The organism is Vescimonas sp., from assembly GCF_057856985.1.
In genome coordinates, this window is sequence record NZ_DBLZXX010000001.1 from 193,016 (window position 1) to 207,259 (window position 14,244).

The following is a 14,244-nucleotide window of genomic DNA, read 5'->3' on the forward strand; positions in this document are numbered from 1 at the left end:
GGACCGTTGGAGCTGCGGCTGTCTCTCACCGCAGCCGCCCGCTGCCGGCGCCCCGCCGCACATTTCAGCGCGGCCACCGGCGTCTCCGCTGCGCCACGCCGCACATTTCGGCGCGGCCGGCTGTTTTCTGCGGTCCCTTACCGGTATTTCCCGCAGGCGTCCATTCTGAAAAAAGGCGGCCACAGGCCGCCTTTTTTGATTGTGCGTCTTATTTGCCGCCGTTGTAGTTCCGCCCGAACTTCAGCTCGTCCAGACTGAGCTTGAAGTCGGTGGGGACGGCGTTGTCGTTCACCGGCGGGAACTGAATGGTGGGCTCGTCGGTGACGGCGGGCTTCATCTCCTCCGCCTTCTCCTCCGGTGCCGCATCGTACTGGGTCAGGATGTCCTGCTCGATGGCGCCCACCACGGCGTCGGGCTTCTCCGCCGTCTCCGCCGCCGCAGGTACCAGCTCCAGCTCCGGCAGCGTCTGCAGAAACGCGGACTGGGCCTGACACAGCTCATCGGATCGGCGGATGAACTCCGCCAGCTTCTCCTGGGCCATCGCCAGCTTCTGCTGGGCGGCCTGCTTCTCGCTTTCCAGACGCTGGATCTCCTGGGCCGCCTCGGCCTTGGCGCCGGATAGCATCCGGTCCTTCTCGGCCTGCGCCTCCTGCACCAGCTTGGCCGCCATCTTCTGGGCGGTCAGCAGCGTCTGCCGCATGGCGTCCTCAGTGGAGCGGTATTCCTCCACCTTCTCCGCCAGCACCTTCAGCTTGGCCTTCAGCGTCACATTCTCCTTGAACAGGGTGCTGTAATCCTCCGTCAGCGCGTCCAGGAACTCGTCCACGGAGCTCATGCTGTATCCGCCGCTGCCGAACGATGCCTTGGGGAATACCTTTTCCGAAACCTCCTGCGGTGTAAACATGAATGATCCCTCCGATCCTTAGTCTTACAGATACAGGCCGTTGTTCTCCAACTCGTCGATCAGGTCGCCCATGATGTCCACGGAGTACGGCGTGATGATATAGGTGTTGGCCGCCACCTTTTTGATCTTGCCCTCACCGGCGTAGGCCACGCCGGACAGAAAGTCGATGAGCCGGCGCGCCACGTCCTTGTTGGTGGATTCCAGGTTCAGCACCACCGTCCGCTTTTCCTTCAGGTGGTCTGCGATCTCGGAGGCGTTCTCGAATCGCTCCGGCTTCACCAGCACCACCTTCAGCTGGGTGGTGGCGTGGATGTTCACCACCTTGTTGTGGCGGTCCTCGGACCTGCGATCCTCGGTGCGGCGATCCTCGCCGCGCCGCTCCTCCTTGCGGTCCTCAAACGGGGAACGGGACTCCCTGGCAGACTCCTCGAAATCGTCCTCGTAATCGTAATCCTCATCATCGTAGGGATGAATGATCTTCTTCAGCTCGTCCATGAAGCCCATTGCAATGTACCTCCCGCGTTATTTTGTGTAATCTCTGGCGCCAAAAATAGCCGTACCCACGCGGACCATGTTGCTGCCCGCGCGGATGGCGTCGGCGAAATCGCCGCTCATGCCCATGGAAAGATAGTCTAACTCATTATTATACATTTTTTGATTTATGTCAACATATAGGGCATGGACTTTTTCAAAATATACCATATTTTCATCCCGCGCCGCACCGGCAGGGGGGATGGTCATCAATCCCCTTACCTGCACGTGGGGCAGCTCTTTCGCATGGGCAGCCGCAGCCTCCACGGCCTCCGGCGCGAAGCCGCTCTTGGCCGCCTCGCCGCCGATGTTCACCTCCAGCAGGATGTCCTGCACGATGTCCAGCTTTTCCGCCTGCTTCTCGATCTCATCCAGCAGCTCCACGGAGCCTGCGGACTGGATAAGCGCGGCCTTGCCCACCACCTGCTTCACCTTGTTGCGCTGCAGGTGCCCGATAAAGTGCAGCGGCGCACCGTCGTAGGCGTTCTCCGCCAGCTTGGTCACCATCTCCTGCACGCGGTTCTCGCCCAGCACGTCGATACCGGCGGCGATAGCCTCCTGGCAGGCGGCGGCGTCATTCATCTTGCTGGCGCCCACCAGCGTGATGTCCGCGCCGGTGCGCCCTGTCTCGCGGGCCGCCTCATCGATCCGGCGGCGGATCTCCGCAATATTTTCTCTGATAGACATAGAAGCCTTCCTCCTTGCGTATTTCTGATCGGATGTCTGTCCGTTATCGAATGACCTTGCCCTCGTGGAGCTCACCGGCGGTGGCGATGACCTCGTCCCCCGCCCGCAGCGTCTGGGTATCGTCCACGCCGTCGGCGGGCTGCACCAGCGCATAGCCCTGCCCCTGATACAGCACCGTCACCGGCCGGAACGCCGCAGTGACGCCGTCCACGCAGTATACGCCGGTGACGCCGTCGCTGCTGACCCGCAGCGCGTTGGACGGCACCCGCAGTCCCGTGTAGGTCCGCAGGATGATGTCCGCCGCCTGATGGCGCAGCAGCGTGGTCTGGGCCAGATACTTCCGGCAGGACAGCGTCACCGCCGCCTGCCCGTTCTCCGCCGCGGACACGGACACCACCCGCATCTGCAGATTCTGGTCGAAGCCCTTGGCGAACCGCAGCGTCACGCTGCTCCGCCCCCTGATCACATTGGCCTGCTCCTCCGCCAGCGTCACCACATAGTACCACGTGTCGCCGTAGATGAGCTTGCCGATGTTGCTGTCCTCGCCGGAGGGCTGGAGCTTCGCCAGCTTGGCGGGCGTCACATCCTCCAGAAACTCCGTGGTCAGCACCGTCTCATATCCGTCGCACACAGCGGAGTACGTCCCCGACGACTTGGCGGTGACGGTGGCGGCGCCGGACAGTGAGTTCTCCAGCGACTGGATCTGCCCTTCCACCGACTTGATCTCCGTCTGGATCTCCTCCTGGGAGGTGTAGGGATGGTCCCGTTTCAGCACAGCGGCCTTCAGCTGGGCGATGTCGCTCTCCGCGGCGGTGTAGTCGCCGCCGGTGAGGGACTGCCGCAGCGTCAGGATGTCGCCGGTGATGGAGGTGTCCAGCTTCAGCGCCGCATCGGGGTCCAGATAGGAGGTCAGCGCGAATTGCAGCTGCTGCAATTGCAGCTGCAGCGTCTCGATCTGGCTCACGGTCTGCAAGGCCCCGTCGTTGGCGTAGACACGGGCCAGCATCTGGCCCACGCCTACGTGCTCGCCCTCCTGCCGCACACGGCTGATCGTGCCGCTCTGGGCGGCCAGCGGCTCCTCGTCCCGCACCATCCAGCCGTTCAGCGGGATGGTGTCCTCCGCCTGTCCCTCCGTCACCAGCGTGGTGGTGACAGGGTCGGACAGGTAGTTGTACAGCTGCACGGCAAAATAGATGAGCACCGCCGCCAGCACGGCGATGGGCAGTATTTTCATGAGGGGCGATGTTTTTTTCATGGTGCTTTCCTCTGTCTCGTATGTTGCTCCCCGCGCCGGACGCTATGCCTCCGCCGCCTCGTCCTCCCGCAGCTCCACGGGCCGCATCGGCGCGATGGTGGAGATGGCGTGCTTGTAGATGACCTGCTGCCTGCCCTCGGAGTCCAGAATGACCACGAAGCAGTCGAAGCCGGTGATGATGCCCCGCAGCTGGAACCCGTTGACCAGGAACATGGTCACGGGGATGTTCTGCTTGCGGGCGCGGGTGAGAAAGATCTCCTGAAGATTGTTTGTCTTTTGCATATCGTCTGCTCCTTTATGTCTGTGTGCGGACGATAGGCATGTCCTCCGTCCGCCGCTCTCAGCATACGCCGGCGGCGGTGAGGAAATCTGTCGCATTTTGGAGAGCCCACGGAAAATCAGGCTCTTTTTCCCATAGTATCCAGTGGATATCCGGATTCCGCCGCAGCCATGTCAGCTGCCGCTTGGCGTACTGCCTTGACCGGAGCTTGACCTCCTCCACGGCCTCCGCCTCGGTGGCTGTCCCGTCGGCCACCGCTAAAAACTGCTTGAACCCGATGGCCTGTAAGGCCGTGGCGTCTCGGGGCAGCCCACTGCCCAGCAGCCGCCGCACCTCGTCTAAAAGGCCCTGCGCCACCATGGCGTCCACCCGCCGGTCAATGCGGTCGCGCAGATCCTGCCGGTCACGGAAGCTCAGTCCAATGTACAGGGCGTCGTAGCGGTCGGGTGTCTCCCGGCTTTTCCGGTCATGCTCGCTGATGGTCTCGCCGGTCTCGCGGTATACCTCCAGCGCCCGCAGAATGCGCTTTTCATCCCGCAGGTGGAGCCGCGCCGCCGTCTCAGGGTCGACCGCCGCCAGCTCTGCCAGCAGCGCCGCCGCACCCTCCTGCGCCAGCCGCTCCTGCAGCTCCTGCCGCACCGCGCCGCCCTGCTGTCCGGCGGCAAACGTATTGCCCCGTACCAGCGCGTCCAGATATAATCCGGTGCCGCCCACCAGCACGGGCAGCTTCCCGCGTGACAGGATGTCCTGTACGCACCGGTCCGCCGCCTCCGTGAAGCGGGACACGGACCAGCTCTCCGCCGGGTCGGCCACGCCGATCATGTGGTGGGGCACGCCCTCCATCTCCGCCGGCGTGGGGGCGGCGGTGCCGATGGCCATGCCCCGGTAGATCTGCATGGAGTCCACGGACACCACCTCGCCGCTGAAGCGCTTGGCCAGCGCCACGCCCATTTTCGTCTTGCCCGACGCGGTAGGTCCTACCACGCAGATCACCCGCTGTGCCATCGCTTCACCTCCTGTGCGTCAAGGGGTCACGCCCGCTTGAACATTTTCTCCACCTCGTATTTCCGCAGCTTCACCGCCACGGGCCTGCCGTGGGGGCAGTACCGGACGGCGCCGGACTGTACCTGCCGCACCAGTGCTGTCAGCTCGGCGGTGTCGGTGGTCATGCCCGCCTTGATGGCGGACTTACACGCCATGGTGTGCAGCAGCTCGTCTCTCACTCCGTCAGGGTCTGCCCGCTGCAAAAGCAGCTTGCGGGCCAACTCCTCCAGCGTGGCGGCAGCGTCCTCCGCCCGTATGTAGTCGGGGATCTCCCGCACCAGCACGGTGCCGTCCCCAAAGTCCTCGCACAAAAAGCCGTAGCCCGCCAGCACGTCCAGCTGCTCCAGCACCGCGCCGTACTCCTCAGCGGTCAGCGTCACGGCGGCGGGGGTCATCAGCTGCTGGGCCATGGGCGGCACAGGGTCCGCCTTCAGCGCATCGAAGCGGATGCGCTCGTGGGCGGCGTGCTTGTCGATGAGCCACACGTTCTGCTCCCCGTCCTCGCAGATAATATAGGTTTTCAGCACCTCTCCGGCGATGCGCCACGGCGTCTCGCCGATGGCTTCCTCCTCCGGCATGGCCAGCTCCTGCTGGACGTGCTCCGCTGCCACGGCGGCCGCGTCTATCTCCGCATAAGTGCCCGCCTGCGCGGGAGCGCACACGCCCTCCGTCTGCGGAGCGGCCATGCCGCCGCACACCTCGGCGCTTTCCGGCCCGTTGGATGATGTACCCGCCATGTCAGGAGAAGCGCCCATCGTGCCGGGCATCGCATCCGCCGCATCCGGCGGCGTGATGCGGTAGACGACGCCCTCCCGTCCGCTGGGGACAGTGAAGGATCTGCCGGCCTCCGGCGCGGCGTCCCGCACCTGCCATACCTCGCCCTGCGGCGCTGCGGCGGGTCGTACCGTCTCGCGCGGCGTCTGCACCGTCGGCACGGCGGGCGCAAAACGGTTGACGGTGGGACGGTCGGCTCCGGCGGAGCCGACGGGCCTGCCGCTGACAAAGGGCAGCCGGACGCCCTGGGACGCGGGGGCTTTCTCGCGGAATTCCTCCGCGCTCATGGCCTGATAGAACGGCTTTTTCTCCGGCGCGGCGGGCTGTCCCTCACGGTCCAGCGCGTCCTTCACGGTATAGTGTACCGCATCGAAGACGGTCTTGTCGGACAGGAATTTCACCACGGTCTTGGCGGGGTGGACGTTGACGTCCACCTCGCTGACCGGCAGCGTGATATGAAGGACGCACCCGGGGAACTTGCCCTTCAGCAGCCGGTTGCGGTAGGCCTCCTCCACGGCGGCAGCCAGCAGTTGGCTCTTGACGAACCGGCCGTTGACGAAGAACAGCTGGCGTCCGCGGGTGCCGTGTCCCGCCAGAGGTCTGGTGACAAAGCCCTCCACCCGCACATCGCCGCCGCTGCCGCTGACGGGCAGCAGGCTGGCCGCAAAGTCGCGGCCCAGCGCGGCGTAGATGGCGGACAGCAGCTGCCCGTCGCCGGGGGTGTGGAGGATCTCCTGCCCGTCCCGCAGCAGCTTGAAGGACACATCGGGATGGCTCAGCGCCAGATGGGTCACGACGCCTGCGGCGGCGGCGCCCTCGGCGGAATCCTTCTTCATAAACTTCATGCGGGCGGGGGTGTTGTAGAACAGGTCCCGCACGCAGACGGTGGTGCCGTCGGGGCAGCCGGCCTCGGTGACATCATCGGGTACGCCGCCCTCCAGGTGCAGCGCGGCGCCGCAGTCCGCACCGGTCTGCCTGGAAAAAATATCCACCCGCGACACGGCGGCGATGGCGGCCAGCGCTTCGCCGCGGAAGCCCAGAGTGCCGATGGCGGCAAGGTCCTCGGGGCGGCGGAGCTTGCTGGTGGCGTGGCGCAGGAAGGCAGTGGGCAGCTGCTCCGGCGCGATGCCGCAGCCGTTGTCCGTGATGCGGATGTAGGTCAGGCCGCCCTTTTCCAGCTCGGTGGAAATGGCGGAGGCGCCGGCGTCAAGAGCGTTTTCCAGAAGCTCCTTGCACACGGAGGCGGGGCGTTCCACCACCTCGCCGGCGGCGATCAGGTCCGCCAGATGGGGCGGCAGCTGTTGGATCTGGGGCATGGGATGGGGCCTCCTTTCAAGGGTCCTGCGGGCCGGAAGGGCCACAAAAAACGACGCATTTTATTTCCGGTTTACCCCCGTTTTTTCCGGTTTTACACTTCATGATGAAGAAAGTATGATCCTGAGGCCGCGGCGCGGCAAAACGGGGAGGGTCAGCTGAGGCGGCGCTTCAGCTCATACAGAAGATTCAGAGCCTCCAGCGGGCTGAGGGAGTCCACCTGCGTCCGGCGGATGGTGTCCGCCGCCTCGCTCTCGGCCATGGCGGTCAGGGACAGCTGGTCGTCCGGTGGGGCGGCGGGGGCGGGACGGCCGGACTGGCTCTCCAGCTCCTCTAAAATGGCGCGGGCCCGCTTGAGTACGCTGTCGGGCAGACCGGCCAGCTTGGCCACCTCGATGCCGTAGCTGCGGTCGGCCCCGCCGGGGACGATCTTGCGCAGGAAGATGATGTCCTCGCCCCGGGCGCGGACGGCGATGTTGTAGTTGCGGACGTTGGGCAGCGTCTGGTCCAGCGCTGTCAGCTCGTGGTAGTGGGTGGCAAACAGGGTCTTGGCCTTCAGCTTCTGGGCGCAGTATTCCAGCACTGCCCGGGCAATGGACATCCCATCAAAGGTGGAGGTGCCGCGGCCGATCTCATCCAGAATGAGGAGACTGTTCTTGGTGGCGGTGCGGAGGATGTCGGATACCTCCGTCATCTCCACCATGAAGGTGGACTGGCCGGCGGACAGGTCGTCGCTGGCGCCGATGCGGGTGAAGATGCGGTCCACCACGCCGATGTGGGCGTCGTGGGCGGGGACGAAGCTGCCCACCTGCGCCATCAGCACGATCAGCGCCACCTGACGCATGTAGGTGGACTTGCCGGCCATGTTGGGGCCGGTGATGATGCTGACCCGATCCTCCTTCACGCCCATGACCGTGTCGTTGGGGACGAACAGGGCGTCGGAGCGCATTTTCTCCACCACCGGATGGCGGCCGCCCTGAATTTCAATAACGCCGGACTCGTCCACCGAGGGACGGCAGTAGTTGTTTTTCACCGCCACGGCGGCAAAGGAGCAGAGCGTATCCAGCTGGGCGATAAGGGACGCCGCCAGTTGGACGCGGGTGACGGACGCCGCCAGCCTGGCGCGCAGGGAGGAGAACAGCTCGTACTCCAGCGCGGCGTCGCGGTCCTTGGCGGTGAGGACATCGTGCTCCAGATCCTTCAGCTCCTGAGTGATGTAGCGCTCGCCGTTGACCAGCGTCTGTTTGCGGATATAGTGGTCGGGTACCTGATCCCGGAAGGAGTTGGATACCTCGATATAATAGCCGAATACCTTGTTATAGCCGATCTTCAGGGTGCGGATGCCGGTTTTTTCCTTCTCCTCCGCCTCCATCTGGGCCAGGAAGCTCTTGCCGCCGTGGAGGATGCCCCGCAGGCGGTCCACCTCCGGGTCGAAGCCGTCCCGGATCATCTCGCCCTCACGGACGGAGAACGGCGGCTCGTCCACCAGCGTTTGGCCGATCAGGGCGGCCAGATCGTTGAGATCCTCCAGCTGCTGATCCAACTGGTGCAGCGCACCGGAGGGGAAGGCGGCCAGCTGCGCCTTGACGGCGGGAATACGCTCCATGGAGGCACGGAGGGACACCAGATCCCGTCCGCCGGCAGAGCCGTAGACCACCCGGCCGATGAGGCGCTCCATGTCGGCGATGCCGCTGAGGGCCAGCGTCAGCTCCTCCCGGGCCACGGTGTGCTCCGCCAGAGCAGCCACGGCGCTGAGCCGCCGGTCGATGGCGGCCACGTCCACCAGCGGCTGCTGGAGCCATGCCCGCAGGTTGCGGGCGCCCATGGCGGTCTTGGTCTTGTCCAGCACCCACAGCAGGCTGCCGCGCTTTTCCTTGCCCCGCAGCGTCTCTGTCAGCTCCAGATTGCGGCGGGCGGTGAGGTCCAGCTCCATATACTGACCGGTGCGGTACCACGTCAGCTGGTCGAGGTGACCCAGATCGGTCTTTTGCGTGTCGTAGAGATAGCCCAGCAGACCGCCCAGCGCCAGCAGGGGCGTCATATTGTCCCGGGGCAGGCGCTCCAGCGCGTCCTGACCGAACTGGGCGCGGACCTTTTTCTCCGCGTCCTCCGGGGTGAACCGGGCATCGGACAGCTTCTCCATGTGGCAGGAAAAGCGCTCCTGCATCGTCCGGTGCAGCGTTTCGTCAAAATAGGCCGTCTCGTTCATCACCGCCTCGGCAGGGGAGAACCGCCCCAGCTCGTTGAGCAGGGCGCGGACCCGGTCGGGGCCGGTGAACACTGTGGCCTGGGCCTTGCCGGTGGAGATGTCGCAGGCGCACAGACCCGCGCCGGTATCGTCCAGATACACGCCGCACAGGTAGTTGCTGCGCTCGGCGCTGAGGCAGGACTCGTCGATGACGGTGCCCGGGGTGACGACGCGGATGATGTCCCGCTTCACCAGCCCCTTGGCGGCGGCGGCGGGGTCCTCCGTCTGCTCGCAGATGGCCACCTTGTAGCCCTTGGCAATGAGGCGGGCGATGTAGGCGTCGGAGGCGTGGTAGGGGATGCCGCACATGGGGATCTTGTCGTCGAAGGACTTGGTCTTGTCCTTGTCGCGGGTGGTGAGGGCAAGATCCAGCTCACGGGACGCCGTGCGGGCGTCGGGGCCGAACATCTCATAGAAGTCGCCCAGACGGAAAAACAGGATGGAGTCGGGATTCTGCTCCTTGATCTCCATATACTGGCGCATCATGGGGGTGAGCTCTGCCATGGGGGATACCTCCTTGGGAAAAATCAAATCAGTTGGCCGAACAGCGCCCATGTATTGCTGTCGGTGATCTTCACGTCGCGGTATGTACCCACGGCGTCGGGACTGCCCACCAGATGCACCAGCCGTCCCCCGGCGGTGCGGGCCGTCAGCGGCCAGCGGCTGTCGTCGCTCTCACCGTCGATGAGACAGCGCAGGGTGTCGCCCACATACCCGGCGTGGATCTCCTCGGAGATCCTGTTCTGGGCGTCGCAGAGGCGGTCGAACCACTTCTGCTTCTCGCTGCGGGGCACGGGGTCGTCCATTTTGGCGGCGGGGGTGCCGGGACGGGGGGAGAAGATGAAGGTGAACAGGGCGTCGAAGCGCACCTGCTCCACCAGCGCCACCGTCTCCATGGCCTCGGCCTCCGTCTCGCCGGGGAAGCCGATGATGACGTCGCTGGTCAGCACCAGATCGGGCATGACCTTCCGGGCGTAGGTGATGAGATCCAGATATTTGGCCCGGTCGTAGGGGCGGTTCATGGCGCGGAGCACCCGGTCGCAGCCGGACTGCACCGGCAGGTGCAGCTGCCTGGCCACGTGCTTGCAGCGGGCCATGGTGTCGAACAGCTTATAGCTGGCGTCCTTGGGCTGGGAGGACATGAAGCGGAGGAGATAGTCCCCCTCGATCTTGTCCAGTGCGCTCAAAAGGTCGGCAAAGTCCCACGGCGTATCCAGATCCTTGCCGTAGGAGTTGACGTTCTGCCCCAGCAGGGTGATCTCCTTGTAGCCCTCAGCGGCCAGCTGGCGGACCTCGGCGAGGATGCGGTCCGGCTCGCGGCTGCGCTCCCGGCCGCGGACGTAGGGGACGATGCAGTAGGAGCAGAAGTTGTTGCAGCCGTACATGATGGACACCCACGCACGGGTGCGGCCCTCCCGCACCACCGGCATATCCTCGGCAATGGAGCCGTGCTCGTCCTCCACGGAGAACACGCGGCCCCGGCGGGTATAGACCTGATACAGAAGCTCGGGGAATTTCCACAGCGCCTGGGGGCCGAATACCAGATCCACATGGCGATAGGACTGGCGTACCTTCTCCGCCACCTCGGGCCGCTGTGCCATGCAGCCGCACAGGCAGATGATCTGCTCCGGGTTGGCCTTTTTCGTGTGGGTCAGGGCGCCCAGCGTGCCGTAGACCCGCTTTTCCGCGTGGTCACGGATGGCGCAGGTGTTCAGCACCACGATGTCCGCCTCCTCCGGCGCGGTGACGAAGGTGCAGCCCATGGCCTCCAGCATACCCATGATATGCTGGCTGTCGGCCACATTCTGCTGGCAGCCGAAGGTGTCCACCAGAGCGCGGACGCTCCTGCCCCGCTGGGTGTGCAACTCTCTTATTTTCCGTTCGAAATCCCGCTGACGGAGCGTCTGCTCCTCCGGGATCAATACCTGTTTTCTGTCCAAGTCGGGCCTCCCTGCCCCGATGTGGATACGGGGCGATATTTGAATACGATATTATACCACGCGGCGATGCGCAATACAAGAAAGCCGCGGAATAAAAGTTGCAAACCGCGGGCAAATGGGATATGATGGGGAGGAATCTCAAACAGGCAGGGAGGATGCCCTATGTGGTATGTATTGCTGCTGGCGGCCTGCGTGGCAGGCGACCAGCTGTTGAAGTGGTGGGTGACGGCCCATCTGGAGATGGGGCAGTCCGCGCCGCTGCTGCCGGGCGTGGTGCAGCTGACGCGGCTGCACAATACCGGCGCGGCGTGGAGCAGCTTTTCCGGCAAGACCGGGCTGCTGGCCATCGTGACCATCGTGCTGATGCTGGCGGTGGCGTGGCTGCTGGTGAAGAAGATCGTCCGTCATCCGCTGGGCGTGACGGCAGGGGTGCTGATCCTGGGCGGCGGCATCGGCAACGTCATCGACCGCGTGTGCCGGGGGTATGTGGTGGATATGTTCGACCTGCAGTTCATCAGCTATCCCATTTTCAATCTGGCGGACTGCTTTGTGGTGGTGGGCGTCATTTTGGGCGCTGTGTACTATCTGTGGTTCTACGACAAGTACGACAAGAAGGAGCCGAAGGATGACGCTGCATCTGAAAGCTGAGACGGAGGACGCCGGGACGCGGCTGGACGCCTTTGTGGCCTCCCGCGCCAACGGACTGACCCGCTCGCAGGCGGCGCGGTACATCGAAGAGGGGCGGGTATCCGTGGACGGCAAGCCCGCCGCCAAGAGCTGCCGTATCGGCGGCGGCGAGACGGTGACGGTGGACGTGCCGGAGGTGCGGGAGACGGCGCTGGAGCCGCAGGACATCCCGCTGGACGTGGTGTACGAGGACGAGGACGTTATCGTGGTGAACAAGCCGTCGGGGCTGGTGGTGCATCCGGCGCCGGGGCATCCCGACGGGACGCTGGTCAATGCCCTGCTGCACCACTGCGGGTCGTCGCTGTCCGGCATCGGCGGGGAGAAGCGGCCCGGCATCGTCCATCGCATCGACCGGGACACCAGCGGGCTCATCATTGCCGCTAAAAACGACGCCGCCCATCTGGGGCTCAGCGCCCAGCTCAGCGACCACACGCTGGCGCGGACGTACGAGTGTCTGGTGGTGGGCAACCTGAAGGAGGACAGCGGCACCGTGGATGCTCCCATCGGACGGCATCCGTCGGACCGGAAGAAGATGGCGGTGGTAGCCGGCGGGCGGCCCGCCGTGACCCACTGGGAGGTCATCGCGCGGTATGCGGGCGTGACCCATGTGCGCTGCCGTCTGGAGACGGGGCGAACACACCAGATCCGCGTACACATGGCCTACATCGGGCATCCCATTCTGGGGGACACGGTGTATGGCGCGAAAAAGCCGGTGGCGGGTCTGACGGGGCAGTGTCTCCACGCGGTGGGGCTGCGATTTATCCACCCGCGTACCGGCCAGGCGGTGGAGCTGCACTGCCCGCTGCCGCAGGAGTTTCAGGAGCAGCTGCGGAAGCTGGAAAAGAAAGTGTAGTGAAAGGGCACACGCGCCAACGGCGCGTGTGCCCTTTTGTGCGTATAAGGGTGCAGGCGGACTAACGCTTGCGGGGGTAGGGCTTCTTTTCCTCAGTGAGGCCCAGGAGATAATCCACGCTGACATTGTAAAACACCGACAGCTTGCACAGCACGTCGATGGGATAATTCAGAGTGCCAGCTCATACTGACAGTACGTGTTCTGGCGGACGTTCAGGTACTCCGCGATCTGCTGCTGGGTATAGCCGTGGTCGATACGCAGGTTTCGGATATTCTCATAGCTCAGGACTTCATAACGCATTCTTATTACCCAGTTGACCATAGAATATCCCTATTCCAGATACTGCATTTTATCTGATTTTCAGATAAACCATGGGCAGGAGGAGACGACGTGCGGTGTGTTCAGCCGCAGGCGTCAGGAATATACGCCATGATGTCGGAAACGTCACAGCCCAGAATGCGACAAAACATGTCGATGGTGTGGGTGCTGACGCTCTCACCGCGCTTCAGGCGGGTGATCTGCGCAGGGCTGACGCCGTGCTTCTTGATGAGCGCATGCTGTGTGACGCCTTTGCACGCCATGGTGAGCCACAGGTTTTCGCAGGAGATCATAACATTCAAGCCCCTCTTTCCACTTGAATATTAACCGAATCAGGTGTATATTTGTATTGACTAGAATCGGTCAATACACAAGGGGGGCGAGGATCTGGCAGACCTCCTTTTTGCTATTGTATCTCCTGTTCCAGCTCGTCAAACACCGGCGCGATAAAAAACTCGGCCAGAGTCATGTTCAGCCCGTCACACAGCTTTTTCACCGTGATCACGGAGACGTCCCGGCACCGGGGGTCCAGCAGGCTGTAAACCGTGGAGGGCGTGACGCCGGAAATGTTGGCAAGCTCGTTGATCCGAATGCCCTGTTGGGCGCAAATGGCGCGCAGCCGCGTGGCCACCGCATCTTTTACCGACATAGCATCACCTCGTGGAGATTGTAAAAAATATACGTGAGCGCGTATACGCACTTGCGTATATTCAGGAAAAGTTATACAATATCCACACCATACTCGGGAAAGGAGAACGGAACATGGAGGAGAAGGAGACGCGGCAGACGCACGGAGTGAAAAAGATCGTACTGGCGGCGGTGATCGCCGTGGCGCTGGTAGCTGTGGGGATATTCATCGGAATGGGGGTCCAGCAGAGAAAAGACGCGGTGGTGAAACGGGACGCGGAGGAACAGGCGGCCGCCTATCAGGAGGAGCTGAAGCAGCTTGCGGAGCGGATACAGGGCTATGCAGAGGACGCTTACGACGCGGCAGTCGTGCAGGCCTCCGTCTGGCGCAACAGCATCTATCAGGAGCGGGATGCGAGTACGGACCCGTACACCATGGAGGACGGCGTGTTTCTGGAGGACTTCAACGATGCACTGGGTAAGCTGTATGAGAACGGCGAGTTTCAGAGCAAGGAGGCCTTTATCGACAGCAGCCGGAAAAGCGCAGCGGAGGGCATGAGCCGCCTCAAGGATGCACCGGAGGGATACGAGGACGCCTATGGGGCGCTGAAGGCATACTACGATGCCTATATCCGGCTGACCAATCTGACGTTGAACGGCGCGGGTTACACGTACAGTGATTTCAACAGCGAGTTGGGCGATCTGAATCGGGAACTGGACACCTGCTACCTGACGTTGGTGGTTTATATCGGATAAAGTGTGCGCGATAAAAAGAGGAGGCC

General features: G+C 63.6%; 15 protein-coding genes. 3 read left to right on the forward strand and 12 right to left on the reverse strand.

The features are described from left to right. Window positions 1-208 precede the first annotated feature (208 nt). From ACZM22_RS00915 to miaB, 9 genes are all read right to left on the reverse strand, one after another. Window positions 209-904, reverse strand: coding sequence for a DivIVA domain-containing protein (locus ACZM22_RS00915; protein WP_483267182.1), 696 nt, complete (start codon window positions 902-904; stop codon window positions 209-211). A gap of 24 nt (window positions 905-928) precedes the next feature. Next, window positions 929-1,408 (reverse strand): cell division protein SepF, encoded by a 480-nt coding sequence (locus ACZM22_RS00920; RefSeq protein WP_483267181.1) that lies wholly within the window; start codon window positions 1,406-1,408, stop codon window positions 929-931. 18 nt (window positions 1,409-1,426) lie between these two features. After that, complete coding sequence (locus ACZM22_RS00925) at window positions 1,427-2,122, reverse strand: YggS family pyridoxal phosphate-dependent enzyme (RefSeq protein ID WP_489542794.1); 696 nt, start codon at window positions 2,120-2,122, stop codon at window positions 1,427-1,429. Between the two features lie 43 nt (window positions 2,123-2,165). Then, window positions 2,166-3,377: a biotin/lipoyl attachment domain-containing protein gene (locus ACZM22_RS00930; protein ID WP_489542795.1), complete on the reverse strand. Its 1,212-nt coding sequence runs from the start codon at window positions 3,375-3,377 to the stop codon at window positions 2,166-2,168. A 42-nt stretch (window positions 3,378-3,419) separates the two neighbouring features. Further along, the gene (gene hfq, locus ACZM22_RS00935; protein ID WP_483267178.1) at window positions 3,420-3,659 is read right to left on the reverse strand and encodes an RNA chaperone Hfq; all 240 of its coding nucleotides are present in this window, start codon (window positions 3,657-3,659) and stop codon (window positions 3,420-3,422) included. 58 nt (window positions 3,660-3,717) lie between these two features. After that, the gene (miaA, locus tag ACZM22_RS00940) at window positions 3,718-4,662 is read right to left on the reverse strand and encodes a tRNA (adenosine(37)-N6)-dimethylallyltransferase MiaA (protein ID WP_489542796.1); all 945 of its coding nucleotides are present in this window, start codon (window positions 4,660-4,662) and stop codon (window positions 3,718-3,720) included. A gap of 26 nt (window positions 4,663-4,688) precedes the next feature. Then, entirely contained in the window at window positions 4,689-6,791 is a 2,103-nt protein-coding gene (gene mutL / locus ACZM22_RS00945; protein ID WP_489542797.1) for a DNA mismatch repair endonuclease MutL, read from the reverse strand. 152 nt (window positions 6,792-6,943) lie between these two features. Next, window positions 6,944-9,541, reverse strand: coding sequence for a DNA mismatch repair protein MutS (gene mutS / locus ACZM22_RS00950; RefSeq protein WP_489542798.1), 2,598 nt, complete (start codon window positions 9,539-9,541; stop codon window positions 6,944-6,946). A 23-nt stretch (window positions 9,542-9,564) separates the two neighbouring features. Beyond that, on the reverse strand, window positions 9,565-10,977 hold the full coding sequence (gene miaB, locus ACZM22_RS00955; protein WP_484438496.1) for a tRNA (N6-isopentenyl adenosine(37)-C2)-methylthiotransferase MiaB: 1,413 nt from the start codon (window positions 10,975-10,977) through the stop codon (window positions 9,565-9,567). A gap of 162 nt (window positions 10,978-11,139) precedes the next feature. On the opposite strand from miaB, the gene lspA reads away from it, so the two are divergent. Further along, window positions 11,140-11,625, forward strand: coding sequence for a signal peptidase II (lspA, locus tag ACZM22_RS00960; RefSeq protein ID WP_483267173.1), 486 nt, complete (start codon window positions 11,140-11,142; stop codon window positions 11,623-11,625). After that, the gene (locus ACZM22_RS00965; protein ID WP_489542799.1) at window positions 11,603-12,517 is read left to right on the forward strand and encodes an RluA family pseudouridine synthase; all 915 of its coding nucleotides are present in this window, start codon (window positions 11,603-11,605) and stop codon (window positions 12,515-12,517) included. Before lspA ends, ACZM22_RS00965 begins: the two co-directional genes overlap by 23 nt. A 168-nt stretch (window positions 12,518-12,685) precedes the next feature. Here ACZM22_RS00965 and ACZM22_RS00970 read toward each other — a convergent pair whose 3' ends face one another. The 3 genes from ACZM22_RS00970 to ACZM22_RS00980 form a co-directional block, all read right to left on the reverse strand. After that, the gene (locus tag ACZM22_RS00970) at window positions 12,686-12,817 is read right to left on the reverse strand and encodes a helix-turn-helix domain-containing protein (RefSeq protein ID WP_489542800.1); all 132 of its coding nucleotides are present in this window, start codon (window positions 12,815-12,817) and stop codon (window positions 12,686-12,688) included. Between the two features lie 101 nt (window positions 12,818-12,918). Further along, the gene (locus tag ACZM22_RS00975; RefSeq protein WP_489542801.1) at window positions 12,919-13,128 is read right to left on the reverse strand and encodes a helix-turn-helix domain-containing protein; all 210 of its coding nucleotides are present in this window, start codon (window positions 13,126-13,128) and stop codon (window positions 12,919-12,921) included. A gap of 113 nt (window positions 13,129-13,241) precedes the next feature. Beyond that, window positions 13,242-13,484 carry a helix-turn-helix domain-containing protein gene (locus ACZM22_RS00980; RefSeq protein ID WP_489542802.1) on the reverse strand — a complete coding sequence of 81 codons (243 nt, stop codon included), beginning with the start codon at window positions 13,482-13,484 and terminating at the stop codon, window positions 13,242-13,244. Window positions 13,485-13,597: 113 nt separating this feature from the next. Between ACZM22_RS00980 and ACZM22_RS00985 the strand changes: the two genes are divergently transcribed. Continuing rightward, window positions 13,598-14,218 (forward strand): hypothetical protein, encoded by a 621-nt coding sequence (locus tag ACZM22_RS00985; protein ID WP_489542803.1) that lies wholly within the window; start codon window positions 13,598-13,600, stop codon window positions 14,216-14,218. The last annotated feature ends 26 nt before the right edge of the window (window positions 14,219-14,244 follow it).

Excerpts from the sequence above, each read along its gene's own strand:
- ACZM22_RS00915 (WP_483267182.1), bottom strand. The coding sequence starts at position 904 with ATGTTTACACCGCAGGAGGTTTCGGAAAAGGTATTCCCCAAGGCATCG.
- ACZM22_RS00920 (WP_483267181.1), bottom strand. The coding sequence starts at position 1,408 with ATGGGCTTCATGGACGAGCTGAAGAAGATCATTCATCCCTACGATGAT.
- ACZM22_RS00925 (WP_489542794.1), bottom strand. The coding sequence starts at position 2,122 with ATGTCTATCAGAGAAAATATTGCGGAGATCCGCCGCCGGATCGATGAG.
- ACZM22_RS00930 (WP_489542795.1), bottom strand. The coding sequence starts at position 3,377 with ATGAAAAAAACATCGCCCCTCATGAAAATACTGCCCATCGCCGTGCTG.
- hfq (WP_483267178.1), bottom strand. The coding sequence starts at position 3,659 with ATGCAAAAGACAAACAATCTTCAGGAGATCTTTCTCACCCGCGCCCGC.
- miaA (WP_489542796.1), bottom strand. The coding sequence starts at position 4,662 with ATGGCACAGCGGGTGATCTGCGTGGTAGGACCTACCGCGTCGGGCAAG.
- mutL (WP_489542797.1), bottom strand. The coding sequence starts at position 6,791 with ATGCCCCAGATCCAACAGCTGCCGCCCCATCTGGCGGACCTGATCGCC.
- mutS (WP_489542798.1), bottom strand. The coding sequence starts at position 9,541 with ATGGCAGAGCTCACCCCCATGATGCGCCAGTATATGGAGATCAAGGAG.
- lspA (WP_483267173.1), top strand. The coding sequence starts at position 11,140 with ATGTGGTATGTATTGCTGCTGGCGGCCTGCGTGGCAGGCGACCAGCTG.
- ACZM22_RS00965 (WP_489542799.1), top strand. The coding sequence starts at position 11,603 with ATGACGCTGCATCTGAAAGCTGAGACGGAGGACGCCGGGACGCGGCTG.
- ACZM22_RS00970 (WP_489542800.1), bottom strand. The coding sequence starts at position 12,817 with ATGCGTTATGAAGTCCTGAGCTATGAGAATATCCGAAACCTGCGTATC.
- ACZM22_RS00975 (WP_489542801.1), bottom strand. The coding sequence starts at position 13,128 with ATGATCTCCTGCGAAAACCTGTGGCTCACCATGGCGTGCAAAGGCGTC.
- ACZM22_RS00980 (WP_489542802.1), bottom strand. The coding sequence starts at position 13,484 with ATGTCGGTAAAAGATGCGGTGGCCACGCGGCTGCGCGCCATTTGCGCC.
- ACZM22_RS00985 (WP_489542803.1), top strand. The coding sequence starts at position 13,598 with ATGGAGGAGAAGGAGACGCGGCAGACGCACGGAGTGAAAAAGATCGTA.